At 64.1% G+C, this 13,590-nt stretch carries 7 protein-coding genes; 2 read left to right on the forward strand and 5 right to left on the reverse strand.

Translation table 11 applies throughout. The features are described from left to right. The first annotated feature begins 42 nt into the window (after positions 1 to 42). Both JQX08_RS02970 and JQX08_RS02975 read left to right on the forward strand, forming a co-directional pair. Complete coding sequence (locus tag JQX08_RS02970; protein WP_346727572.1) at positions 43 to 7,512, forward strand: Ig-like domain-containing protein; 7,470 nt, start codon at positions 43 to 45, stop codon at positions 7,510 to 7,512. A 57-nt stretch (positions 7,513 to 7,569) separates the two neighbouring features. Beyond that, entirely contained in the window at positions 7,570 to 9,066 is a 1,497-nt protein-coding gene (locus JQX08_RS02975; RefSeq protein ID WP_204914611.1) for a TolC family protein, read from the forward strand. A gap of 57 nt (positions 9,067 to 9,123) precedes the next feature. Here JQX08_RS02975 and JQX08_RS02980 read toward each other — a convergent pair whose 3' ends face one another. The 5 genes from JQX08_RS02980 to JQX08_RS03000 form a co-directional block, all read right to left on the reverse strand. Then, positions 9,124 to 10,902: an ABC transporter ATP-binding protein gene (locus JQX08_RS02980; protein ID WP_204914612.1), complete on the reverse strand. Its 1,779-nt coding sequence runs from the start codon at positions 10,900 to 10,902 to the stop codon at positions 9,124 to 9,126. After that, complete coding sequence (locus tag JQX08_RS02985) at positions 10,895 to 11,533, reverse strand: DsbA family protein (protein WP_430472493.1); 639 nt, start codon at positions 11,531 to 11,533, stop codon at positions 10,895 to 10,897. The genes JQX08_RS02980 and JQX08_RS02985 overlap by 8 nt, the downstream gene beginning before the upstream one ends. A 10-nt stretch (positions 11,534 to 11,543) precedes the next feature. Then, the gene (gene trhO, locus JQX08_RS02990; protein ID WP_204914613.1) at positions 11,544 to 12,479 is read right to left on the reverse strand and encodes an oxygen-dependent tRNA uridine(34) hydroxylase TrhO; all 936 of its coding nucleotides are present in this window, start codon (positions 12,477 to 12,479) and stop codon (positions 11,544 to 11,546) included. 115 nt (positions 12,480 to 12,594) lie between these two features. Next, entirely contained in the window at positions 12,595 to 12,900 is a 306-nt protein-coding gene (locus tag JQX08_RS02995; RefSeq protein ID WP_204914614.1) for a BolA family protein, read from the reverse strand. Between the two features lie 12 nt (positions 12,901 to 12,912). Then, complete coding sequence (locus JQX08_RS03000) at positions 12,913 to 13,428, reverse strand: DUF2059 domain-containing protein (RefSeq protein WP_204914615.1); 516 nt, start codon at positions 13,426 to 13,428, stop codon at positions 12,913 to 12,915. Positions 13,429 to 13,590 lie beyond the last annotated feature (162 nt).

The raw sequence follows: 13,590 nt of genomic DNA on the forward strand, positions 1-13,590 counted from the left end.
GCCATCAGCGCCTGGCCCTTAGCCGTAACAAGGAGGTTCGCTGTGAAGTTCTTCGACCTATTCCGCAGTAAGACCGATAGCTTCACTGCCCAACGCCCCCCCCTCGCCATGGCCCTCGAACCGCGCATGCTGTTCGACGGCGCGGCCGCCGCCACGGTGACCGACGCCGCACAGCCGGAAGCCGCCAAGGCCCCGACTGACGCGCCGACCGATAGCCACACGACGGACAGCCACGACGCCACCCCGCCGGCCGCGACGGCCGATCAGCGCCATGAAATCGTGTTCATCGACAGTCAGGTGCAGAACTATCAGCAACTGGCCGACGGCCTGAAGCCCGGCAGTGAAGTTGTGCTGATCGATGGCAGCAAAGATGGCCTGCAACAGATCGCCGACTACCTGCAGGGCCGTCAGGATATCGACGCCATCCACGTGCTCTCGCACGGCAGTGCTGGCACCCTGCACTTGGGCAGCCTGACCCTGAACACCGGCAACCTCGAACAACATAGCCAGTTACTGAGTGAGGTCGGCAACGCCCTGAGCAACGACGGAGATATTCTGCTCTACGGCTGTGATATCGCGGCCGACCAGAGTGGTCGAGACCTGCTCGATGGGCTGGCTCGCGCGACGCGGGCAGACGTGTCGGCTTCCAGCGACGCAACCGGCAGCAGCGCCCGTGGTGGCGATTGGGAGTTGGAGCAAAGCGTTGGAGCAATCGAGGCGCGCGCCCTTCAGCCTGAGGCAGACACGTTGCTGGCGTTACCCAACGGGATGCAGGACGTTACTTCGTCGACCACGCCGGGTAATTTCATTCCAGGCTTTACCCTGTCGACCAACAATGCAGTGGGAACCGATACGCCCGGAGGCCTGTACCTAAACGTCAGCGGCAACCCTGGTTTCGTCGGACACTTTACCGTCAGTGCTGACAACAGCACTGTTGGCACCTTCGACCTGACAGCCATAGGCTTCAGCAAGTTCAACGGCTTCGGTAGTTACTCGTTCACCATCACCGGTTACAAAGCCGATGGCAGCACCGTCACCACGAGTTTTACCAAAGACACCAGCGCAGGCGCCTTCTCACAAGGCACCTACACAAGCTTTACCGGCATCACCAAGTTCGATATTCAGTTCCAGAACGCTGAAAGCATGTATGGCGTAGCCAACATCCTCTTCGACAGCTTCTCCATCGCCAACGCAGCAGCCCCTATACCTTCGACGATCACCAGCGCGACCTATGACGCCAGCACCGGTGTGCTCCAGGGCGTCGGCACCAACCTGTTCACCGGTAACAGCATCGATGTCTCGCGCTTAACGCTGAGCGGCGAAGGCGGCGCCACCTACACCCTGACGTCTGCGAACGTGACCCTGACCAGCGACTCGGCCTTTTCCATCACGCTGAATGCTACGGACAGGGCCGCTATCAACCTGATCTTCAACAAGAATGGCACCAGCTCTACCGGCGGTACAGCGTTCAATCTGTTCGCCTCGGATAATTGGAACGCCTCTCGCTACTCCCCCGCCGACTCGTCCAACGCCATCACCACCAGCAACGTCGCCGCGCCCAGCATCACCAGCGCGACCTACGACGCTACAACGGGCACGCTGGTCGTCAGCGGTAGCAATTTGGTCATGCGATCCGGGGCAAGTAACGACATCGTCGCATCCAAACTCAGCATTGTGGGACAGGGTGGCAGCCCCTATACCCTGACCAGTAGCAACGTCGAAATAACCAGCGGCACCAGCTTCACCATCACGCTGAATGCCACGGACAAGACCGCCATCGGCCTACTGCTCAACAAGAATGGTGGTAGCTCCATCGGCGGCACCGCGTACAACCTGGCTGCCGCGGAAGATTGGGCTGCGGGGGCAGATGCCGCGGTGACCGTTGCCGATCTGACTGGCAATGGCATTACCGTCAGCAATGTCATTAACTCGGCACCGATGATCGCCAACCTTAACGGCGAGAGCGTCGCCTGGGCCGGCCCAGGCAATACGGTGACGCTCGACAACGGAGGCAACGCCTCGCTCACCGATGCCGAGCTTGGCGCGCTCAACGGCGGCAACGGTGACTGGAACGGAGCAAGCCTGACCGTACAACGCAGTACAGCCGTTCCCGCAGATATCTTGGGTTTTGCTTCCTCCGGCCTCTTTACCGTCAGCGGCACTAGCGCCAGCGGCAACCTGCAATCGGACGGACAAACCTTCGCCACCTATACCAATAGCGGTGGCGTGCTCACGGTGATCTTCACCAGTAGCGCCACCGCCGCCACTACGGCGCTGGTCAATGACGTGGCGCGGCACATCACCTACCGCAACGACACGCCGGCCGGTGATGCGAACATGCGCTTCACCCTCAGCGACGGCACCAGCAGCACCACTGCCAACATCACGGTGACCAGCGATTCCATCTACGTCACCAACACCAGCGACACCGCCACGATCAACGCGAGTGACGGCGTCGGCCTCCGTGAAGCCATCGCCATCGCCGCGAATGACGCCACCGGTGGCCAGACGATCATTTTCAGCAGCAATCTGGCCAACCAGACCCTCAACCTCGGCAGCGGGCTCAGCCTCGGCGAGAGCCTGACCTTCAACGCCGATGCTGCCGCTGGCCTGACCATTACCGGCAGCACCATTACGCTCGGTGGCGGGACCTTCCAGACCGTCACCCACGCTAGCGGCACAGTCACCCTCGGCAGCACGCTGGCCGGCAGTGGCACGCTGCTTAAGCAAGGTGCCGGAACGTTGGCCCTCACCAGCACTGACAACGAAGCCAATATGTCCGGCGGTATCCGAGCTTTCAACGGCACCTTGCAAATCAGTGACGATGACAATCTCTCGTCCGGCACGTTGGTATTGAGCGGTGGCACCCTGTCCAACAATAACGCCTCCTTTACCGTGGATAACGCCATCAATCTCGGCATTGGCGGCATCATTGATGTGGGGGGCACCGCTGCTACGCAATTGACCTTGAGCGGCATAATTTCTGGCAGCGACGGCGGCACCTTGCTGAAGTTCGGCCAGGGAATCCTCCAGCTCGACGGCAACAATACCTACACCGACGGCACCAGCGTCATGGCGGGAACGCTGATCCTTGGCCACGCCAATGCGCTGGGTACCACTGCTGGCAGCACTATGGTCTGGAACGGTGCGACTTTGCGCGTGGCGGGTGGCCTCACCGTCGCCGAGAACCTTCTGGTCAACGGCACCGGCACGCAGGTGAGCAGCGTCAACTACGGCGCCATCCATCTGGTTTCCGGCTCCTCGACTCTCAGCGGCACCGTCATGCTGAGCAGTGACGCCAATATCAGCGCGGCCTCGGGCAGTACCCTGACGATCAGCGGTGCGCTGAGTGGTACGTCCAGTCTGAACAAGACCGACAGCGGCACCCTGGTCCTTTCCAACAGCGGCAACGAAGCCGGTTTCACCGGCGGCACTACCGTCACCGGCGGAACCTTATCGATCTCCAACGACGATCAGCTGGGTTCCGGCCTGATCACGCTGGACGGCGGCACCCTGGGCATCAGCGGCGCTACCACAGTCGATAACGCGATCTGGCTGACCTCTGCCTCGACCATCAGCAACGGCGCCACCGCTACGCTAAGTGGCAGCCTGGGTGGCGGCGGCAGCCTGACCAAGACCGGTGCCAGCACCCTGACCCTGTCCGGCAACAACACCCACGTTGGCAGTGTCAACCTCACCGCCGGCGGGCTGACCCTGACCGGTGGTTCGGCCATCGGCAACAACAGTGCGTTGACGCTGTCGGCCAGCACCACGCTGACCGTCTCCACCACCGAGTTCATCGGCTCACTGGCCGGCACCGGCAGCGTGGTGCTCAACGCCGGGCTGACCACCGGCGGCAACAACACCAGCACAACCTTCTCGGGTGTCATTTCCGGAAGCGGTAACGGGATTACCAAGACCGGCAGCGGCACCTTCACTCTGTCAGGCGCCAATACCTATACCGGCAGCACGTCGGTGAGTGCCGGAACCTTAACGCTCAACGGTGGAGCCGCCATCAGCGACTCCAGTGCCACCATCGTAGCGAGTGGCGCAACGCTCTCACTGAGCGCAAGCGAAAGCCTGGGCTCTTTGGCCGGTTCAGGTAACGTCATTTTAGGCAGCTCGACGCTGACTTCCGGCGGTGACAACAACAGTACCACCTTCTCCGGCGCCCTCAGCGGCACTGGCGGCTTCACGAAAACTGGCAGCGGTACCTTGACGCTGTCGGGGAGCAACAGCGGTACCTTCACGGGGGGCATAACCATATCGGGGGGCGGCGCCCTGAGTGTGGCCAGTGATGACAATCTGGGCTCCGGCACGCTGAGCCTAAACAACGGCATCCTGACAATTACCGGCACCACCACGATTGATAACAGCGTATCCCTTACCAGTAGCGCCACGATCAATAACATTGCCGCAGCCATCCTGTCGGGTGCCATCAACGGTAGCGGCAGTCTCACCAAAACCGGCAGCAGTGCGCTTACGCTGTCTGGAACGAATACCTATGGCGGTGCAACTGCCGTATCAGTCGGCACCCTGTCGGTCACCGGTGCGCTAAACGGTACTTCATTGGTCACTGTTGAGTCTGGCGCAACCCTCATCGGCACAGGCAGCGTAACCAATCTCACGGTCAACAGCGGTGGCACCCTCGCACCTGGTGCCAATGGAGTTGGTACCCTGACTGTCAACGGCAACCTGACCATGGCATCGGGCAGTACGCTCGCCATCGACATCAACGGCGCTACGGCTGGCACTGACTACGACCAGGTAGTGGTGAACGGCGCCGTCGACGTTTCGGGTGCGACGCTGGCCGTGAACCATGGCTACACCCCGGGGTTGGGCGATACCTACACGCTGATCAACAATAACCTCGCAGACAGCGTCACTGGCACCTTCTCCGGCCTCGCCGAGGGCGGCACCACGACCGCAGGCGGTAACGGTACTGAGCTGACCGCTAGCTACATCGGCGGCACCGGCAACGACCTCACCCTGACCGCGCCCATTGCGCCGACGGTGACTGCTGTGTCGTCCAGCACCGCCAATGGCACCTACAAGATCGGCGATACAGTCACGATCACCGTCACCTTCGATACTTCGGTGTTCGTCACCGGCACTCCCACTCTGCAATTGGAAACCGGCACGACCGACCGTACGCTCGACTTCGTGTCTGGCTCGGGCACCAACACGCTGACGTTCAGCTACACGATCCAGGCCGGGGATAGCTCTGCCGACCTCGACTATTTCTCCAGCACAGCCCTCGCGCTCAACGGTGGCACCATTCGCGATGGTTCAGACACCGACGCGGTGCTGACCCTGCCTACTCCAGGCACGGCCGGCTCATTGGGCGCCAACAAGGCGCTGGTCATCGATGGCATACGCCCGACTGCCGGCATCGTGGTCGCCGATACAGCCCTGACCGTCGGCGAAACCACCACCGTCACCATCACCTTCAACGAAGCTGTCACCGGCCTGACTACCGCCGACTTTACCGTTGCCAATGGCGCACTCAGCGGCTTGTCGAGCGGGGATGGCGGCATCACCTGGACCGCCACGCTGACCCCGGCCGTCAATACCGAAGACGCCAGCAACCTGATCACCCTGGACAATACCGGCGTCACCGACCTGGCAGGCAACGCCGGCAGCGGCAGCACCGACTCCAATAACTACGCCATTGATACCCTGCGCCCGACGGCAACGGTCAGCGTGGCCGATACTGCCTTGGCAGCCGGCGAAACCACCACCGTCACCATCACATTCAACGAAGCCGTATCAGGCTTGACCACAACCGACTTTACCGTCGCCAACGGCACACTCAGTGGGTTGGCGAGCGGGGATGGCGGCATCACCTGGATCGCCATCCTCACTACTGACACCAATGTTGAAGACACCAGCAACCTGATCACCCTGGACAATACCGGGGTCGCCGACCTGGCAGGCAACGCCGGCACCGGCACTACCGACTCCAACAATTACGCCATCGACACCCTGCGGCCCACCGCCAGCATAGTGGTGGCCGATGCGGCGCTGTCCGCCGGCGAGACCTCCACCGTCACCATCACTTTCAGCGAAGCCGTATCAGGCTTGACCACAACCGACTTTACTGTCGCCAACGGCACGCTTAGCGGATTGGCGAGCGGGGATGGCGGCATCACCTGGACCGCCACGCTGACCCCAGACGTCAATGTCGACGACACAGCGAACCTGATCAGCCTGGACAACACCGGCGTCGCCGACCTGGCAGGCAACGCCGGCACCGGCACTACCGACTCGAACAATTACGCCATCGACACCCTGGCGCCCTCGGTAAGTTCGGTCGCGGTGCCCGCCAATGGCACCTACGTCGCCGGGCAGAACCTCGATTTCACGGTCACTTTCGACGACGCCGTCAACGTCGATACCACCGGTGGTACACCGCGTATCGCCATCACCCTGGATACCGGCGGCACCGTGTATGCCGACTACCTGTCTGGCTCGGGAACGGGCGCCTTGGTGTTCCGCCTGACGGTTGCCAACGGTCAGCTCGACAGCAATGGGATCGGCCTCGGCAGCAGCATCGAAAACAACGGTGGCACCCTGCGCGACGGCGTCGGCAACAACGTCGTGACCACCCTCAACAGTGTCGCCGGCACCGCTGGTGTGCAGATTGATGCAGTCGCGCCGAGCGCCATCAGCCTTGTCCCGACGGGCACGTCGCCGACCGCTGACACCACGCTGAACTTCACCCTGACCTTCGACGAAGCGGTGAGCGGTGTGGATGCCGGCGACTTCGCACTGATCACCAGTGGCAGCGCCGGAGGCCGCGTGCAGTCGGTGGTCCAGCTCGATGCGCGGACCTATCAGGTAGTAGTTGGCAATGTCACCGGCCAAGGCTCCCTGGGCATCACCCTGAACGCCGCCGGCAGCGGCATCGTCGACAGCGCCGGCAATGCGCTGAGCGGCTCGTTCAGTGGCGGCAGCTACACCCTCGGTTTGCTGAACGACGGCGATCCGCAGTTCAAGGCCAACCCGCCGCCTCTTCCGGCGCCGCCGGCCATCGCGCCGCTTCAACCGGCCGTGCCGGAACTGCCACTGCCACCGACCAACTCGCCGCTGCTGCCAACGCCACTGTTCGAGCAGCGGACGCTGGGCAGTGGCCTGCCGAGCGTGAGCAGCATCTTCATCCACAACGGCGCCACGGCACCGAGCTTCATCGCCCAAGTGTTCGCCAGCGGTGCCGGTGATGGCTTCGGCGATGGCAGCGGAGCCGGCTTCCTCGGCTTCGGCGGCGGCGATGGCGGCGTGTTCGGCAGCAGCAGCCTGGCGAACATCTTCGATAGCAATGGCTTCGAGGACGCCGCACCGCTGAAGGCGTTCAACCAGCGCAGTGGCGACATTGATCAAGGTCTGCGCGGCATCTTCGGGGCGCCGAGCCTGACCCAGCAACTTCAGCAAATCCACGAGACGGAACAACAACCGCTGCGCGAACTGGCATGGGCTTTGGGGCAGCTCGCGCAAGCTCAAACACCGTCCTGACACCACCACACTTAGCACTGAGACCAGCACGGAGCCGTAACCAGGGGGCGGCCAAGGATGAACAAGAAGACGACTTTGCTCGGCGTGAGCCTGCTCGCGCTGGCGATCAGCGGCTGCGCGGTGACCAGCCAGCCGATCGAGCGCAGCGCCAGCGAACAACGCGCGCGTGACGACCTGCAGTTGATGTTCAAGGATCAGGAGCCGCTCAGCGGCCCGCTGACCCTCCACGAAGCCATGGCCCGCGCGGTGAAGTACAACCTCGAGGCGCGCCTCAAGGTCATGGAGGAGGCACTGGCCAAGCGTCAGGTCGACCTCGCCACCTTCGACATGCTGCCGCGCATGGCCCTGGAAGCCGGCTACGCCGGGCGCAACAACGTCAGCGCCTCGAGCAGCCAGAGCGTCGAGACCGGCACCCAGTCTCTGGAACCGTCCACCTCGCAGGATCGCGACCGCGGTGTCGCCGACCTGACCATGGTGTGGAACGTGCTCGACTTCGGCGTCAGCTACATCAGCGCCAAGCAGCAGGGCGATCAGCGCCTGATTATCCAGGAACGCCGCCGCAAGGTGGTGCAGACCATCATCCAGGACGTGCGCTCGGCCTACTGGCGCGCCGTCGCCGCCGAACGCCTGCTCGGCCAGATCGACGGCCTGATGGCGCGCGTCGATCGTGCGCGTGGCGACAGCCAGCAGATGAGCCAGCAGCGCATCGGCGACCCGGTGCAGGCGCTCGGCTATCAGCGCGCGCTGATCGAGGCCAGCCGCCAGCTGGAGGAGCAGCGCCGCGCCCTGTCGCTGGCCAAGACCGAGCTGGCCACCCTGATCAATCTGCCGATCGGCACGCAATTCAGCCTGGCCACGCCGAGCGACTACGCGGTGCCCGAGCTGAAGGTCGAAATGAGCCAGATGGAACAGCAGGCGCTGGCCAGTCGCCCGGAACTGCGCGAGCAGGACTACCAGTCGCGCATCAGCGCCGCCGAGACGCGCAAAGCCATGCTGCGCCTGCTCCCCGGCCTGGAGTTCTCCGCCGGCGGGCACTACGACAGCAACAGCTTCCTGGTCAACCAGAGCTGGGCGGACTACGGCGTGAAGGTCACCTGGAACCTGTTCAACGTGCTCTCCGCACCGGCGGCGATCGACGTCGCCAAGGCCGGCGAGCAGGTCGCTGCGGCGCGCCGCCAGGCCATGTCGATGGCCGTGCTGGCCCAGCTGTACGTGGCCAACGCCAACTACAACGAAGCCAAGCGCCAGTTCGCCACCAGCCAGGAGCTGGCCGATCTCGACAACCAGATCGCCGGCCAGCTGCGCAACCGCCGCGAGGCCCAGGGCATCGGTGAACTGGACCTGATTCAGGGCGAACTCAACGCGCTGCAGGCCGACCTGCGCCGCGACCTGGCCTATGCCGAGCTGCGCAACAGCTATGGTCAGCTGTTCGCCAGCGTCGGCCTCGACCCGCTGCCGGGCGAGCTGCCGTCCACCGAGCTGAAGACCATCGCGCAATCGCTCAACGACAGCGAGACGCGCTGGCAGGACGGCCAGATCGGGCCGGCGCTGTAACGGCTTAGTTGTCGCCGAAAAAAGCCGCCTCAGTGAGGCGGTTTTTTTATGCCTGGATCAGTGCTGCAGGTGACCGTACAACTTGGCGTACAGGCCGCCGTCGGCGATCAGCTGTTGGTGGTCGCCATCCTCGGCGATGTGCCCGCCATCGAACACCAGCACGCGATCGGCCTGCTTCACCGCACTCAGGCGGTGGGCGATGATCAGCGTGGTGCGGCCATTGAGGAAGCGCCCGAGCGCCTGGTGCAGGGCATATTCGGTGGCCGCATCGAGGGCCGAGGTGGCTTCGTCGAGGATCACCACCTTGGGTTCGGCGAGGACCATGCGGGCGATCGCCAGGCGCTGGCGCTGACCACCGGAGAGGCGCACGCCGGAGCGTCCGACCACGCTGTCCAGGCCTTGCGGCAGGCCACGAATGGTCTCGGCCAACTGGGCGATTTCCAGCGCCCGCCAGCAGGCCTCGTCGTCGCGCTCGCGGCCGAGGGTCAGGTTGGCGCGCACGCTGTCGTTGAACAGTGCCGGATGCTGCAGCACCACCGCGACGTTGTCGCGCACCCGTTCCAGGCCGATCTCCTCCAAGCTGCTGCCGCCGAAGCGGATGTTACCGGCCTGCGCCGTGTACAGGCCGAGCAGCAGCTGCACCAGAGTGCTCTTGCCGCCGCCGCTGGCGCCGACGATGGCGACTTTCTCGCCGGGCGCGATGGACAGGTTCAGGTCAGCCAGCACTGGCTCGTCGCGGTAGGCGAAGGTCAGCCCGCGCACTTCGACGCCAACCGTCTCGCGACCCTTGAACGGATCGACGCGCCCCTCGTGCTGCGGCTCGTCGGCGCGGGCCAGCAGCTCGTTGATGCGGAACAGCGCGCCGCCCGCGGCGTAGAAGGCGTACTGCAGGCTGAGCAGCTGCTCGACCGGGCCGATCATGTACCAGAGGTAACTGAACACCGCGAGCATTTGCCCGATCGACAGGTCGGAGAGCAGCACGGTGAGCATCGCCGCGGCGCGAAACACGTCGATGCCGAACTGGAACAGCAGGCCGCTGGCGCGCCCGGCGGCGTCGCTCTTCCACATCGAGGCGACGGAGAAGTCGCGCACTTCACGGGCGCGCAGGCCCAGGCGGCCGAGGAAGAAGCCCTGACGGTTGCCGGCGCGCACTTCCTGGATTGCTTCGAGGGTCTCGGTGAGCGCCTGGGTGAAGCGCGAGGTGCTGTCGTTCTCCAGCTTCTTCAGGTGTTTGACGCGCTTGCCCAGCTGCACCGTGGCGTAGATCACCAGCGGATTGAACAGCAGGATCAGCAGCGCCAGCTGCCAGTGCATCCACATCAGGATGGCGGCGGTGCCGGTGAGGGTCAGTACGGCGACGAGGAAACGACTGAGGGTTTCGCCGACGAACTTGTCGAGGGTGTCCAGATCGGTGACCAGGTGGGTGGTCACCGTGCCGCTGCCAAGGCTTTCGTACTCGCCGAGCGAGATGCGCTTGAGCCGCTCGATCAGGCGAATGCGGATGCGGTAGACGATGTCCTTCGACAGGCGCGCGAACAGCCGCGCCTGCAGCACGTTGAAGACCAGCGCCATGCTGCGCAGCAGCAGGGTCAACGCGACCATCAGGCCGATGTAGCCGAACGCACCCTGCCATGCGGTGGGCAGGAAATGGTCCATGACCTTGAGCGCGGCGTCGCCCTGCTTGAGCAGCACTTCGTCGACCAGCAAGGGCAGCAACAAGGGAATCGGCACGCTGCACAGGGTGGCCAGCACCGCGACCAGGTTGGCGAGGATCAGCGCCTGCTTGTGGCGCAGGGCCAGACGGCGGATTTCCGCCCAACTCAGACGATCAGACATGGGTGCCGCGCTCCAGCCAGCGCGCCAGCAACGGCGCCAGTTGGTCCAGCGGCTGATAACCGTTGGTGAGCAGGGCCAGTTGCCCGTCGCGCTCGGCCAGCAGCGTGGGGAAGCCGGCGATGCCAAGGTCCTGCACCCAGCTGAAGTCGGCGACCGTCGCCGCGCGCTGCTCGGCGCTGTCGAAGGCCTCGACGAACACCATGCGCGGCAATCCGGCCGCTTCCGCCAGTTCCGCCAGCACACCGGGTTGGCCGACGTCGCGACCTTCGATGTAGAAGGCCTGCTGGATCTGTTTGACCAGCGGCCAGACGCTTTGCGCATCCAGGCTGCGCGCGGCGACCAGCGCGCGGCAGGCCGGCTCGGTGTCGTAGACGAAGCCGTCGGGCAGCGCGCCCTCGAAGCGGAACGGCTGGCCGGTGGTGCGCAGCACCTCGTGCCAGTGTTCGAGAATGTAGCGCCGGGTGGTCGGGTCCAGCGCCGCGCCGCCGCCGGTGCGCAAGCCGCCCGCGATCAGCTGGATGCCGACGCCGGCCGCCGCTGCCTGCGCGGCGAGCGCCTCGACCACCGGGGCGAAGCCCCAGCACCAGGAGCACATGGGGTCCATCACATACAGCAGACGGGCTTCGCGCACGCTTCAGTCCTTAGCTTTCGAGAGCCTTGTAGTTGTACCCGATCGGGTGCGGCAGGTTACGCGCCTTGGCGATCTCGATCTGCCGCTGGCGCTCGCGCGCGCTGGTCCGGGTCTTCTCCGACAGGGTATCCCAGCAGTGCGGGCAACTGATCCCAGCCGCGTAGTGCTCGGACTGACGGTCCTCGATGGAGATCGGGTTGCGGCAGGCGTGGCACTGGTCGTAGTCGCCTTCGCTGAGGTCGTGGCGCACGGTGACCCGGTTGTCGAACACGAAGCAGTCACCACGCCACTTGGTCTCGGCCTGCGGCACTTCCTCGAGGTATTTGAGGATGCCGCCCTTGAGGTGATAGACCTCTTCGAAGCCCTGACCGAGCATGTAGCTGGAAGCCTTCTCGCAACGGATGCCACCGGTGCAGAACATCGCCACTTTCTTGTGCTTGCTCGGGTCGAAGTGGGCCTTGATGTACTCGGGGAACTCGCGGAACGACTTGGTGCGCGGGTCGATGGCGCCGTCGAAGGTGCCGATCGCCACTTCGTAGTCGTTGCGAGTATCGATCAGCAGTACTTCCGGATCGCTGATCAGCGCGTTCCAGTCCTGCGGCTCGATGTAGGTGCCGACCTGCTGGTTGGGATCGACGCCCGGCACGCCGAGGGTGACGATTTCCTTCTTCAGCTTGACCTTGGTGCGATAGAACGGCTGCTCGTCGCAATAGGATTCTTTGTGGTCGATATCAGCGAAGCGTGCGTCGAGCTTGAACCAGGCCAGCAGCGCGTCGATCCCCGCGCGGGTGCCGGAAACGGTGCCGTTGATGCCTTCTTCGGCGAGCAGCAGGGTGCCCTTGATATCGTGGTCGAGCAGGGTTTGCAGCAGGGGTTCGCGCAGCGCGAGGTAGTCCGGCAGAGAGACGAACTTATACAGCGCCGCCACGACTATGTTCGGAGTCATGCGGGTACTTCCTTCCAGTGGTCACCCTCGCAAAGGGCGGACCGGTTAAACGACAACGCCGGCTGCGAGCCGGCGTTGGCGGATTCTACCCCAGGGAGCCGCACGGGCAAAACGGCTAGTGGTCGTGCTGGCTGCCGCCGCGACAGGTCGGCGAGTCAGGCGCCTGCCCCTGCACCGCCCATTCCTCTGGGGTGTAGGTGTGCAGCGCCAGGGCATGGAACTGGCCCATCAGCTCGCCGAGGCTGGCGTAGACCTTCTGGTGGCGCTTGACCGCGTTCAGCCCGGCAAACACCGGGCTGACCACCACCGCCTTGAAGTGGGTTTCCAGGCCACGGCTGTGCATGTGGCTCTCGTCCTGCACCTCGAGGTGCTGGGGCTCGAGCGCGGCCAGCGCAGTCTGGATACGTTCACGCATGGACATGCAGGACTCCGCTTACTTCTTCTTCGCCGGTGCCGCTTTTGGCTCCAGCTCGGCGGTCATGTCGGACAGCAGCTTGTTGACCTGCGGTACGGCGGCTTCCAGCTTGGACTGGGTCAGCTGGGCGGACTGCTGGGTCAGGCCCGGCATCTTCTCCAGCATCTTCTTGCCCAACGGCGAGTCGTAGAAGGCCAGCAGGTCCTTCAGCTCCTGTTCGGTGAACGCGCCGGTGTACAGCTTGACCATGTCCGGCTTGATCTTGTCCCAGCCCACCGCATTGTCCAGGGCGGCGTTGGCCTTGGCCTGGTAGCTCTCGAGCAGCGGCTTCTTGGCTTCCGGCGCTTTGGTCTGGGCGAAGCGCTGGGCGAACATCTGTTGCACTTGGGCGTACACCGGCACGGTCAGCTTGTCGGCGTGGGCCAGCTTGAGGAAGCGCTCGGCGTTGGCGGCGTGGCTGGCCGCGTCCGCCAGAACCTGGCCACTCAAGCCGACGAGAAGAACGGCGGTGCAGAACGCGCGGATCGGAGTCATGTAATTTCCCTAGTGATTGGAGAAGCGGATGGCGGACAAGTCTTGCGGGAAGCCATTCTGCGCCGTCGCCGGGTGTCGCTCAAGCGGTGCGCTCGGGAGGCCAGGCGCCAGGCGCTTGGCGCCTGAAAATCCTACGTTGTCAAATGGCCATTACTTGCCCAT

It is taken from the genome of Zestomonas insulae (assembly GCF_016901015.1).
In the GTDB taxonomy this organism is placed as follows: Bacteria; Pseudomonadota; Gammaproteobacteria; order Pseudomonadales; family Pseudomonadaceae; genus Aquipseudomonas; species Aquipseudomonas insulae.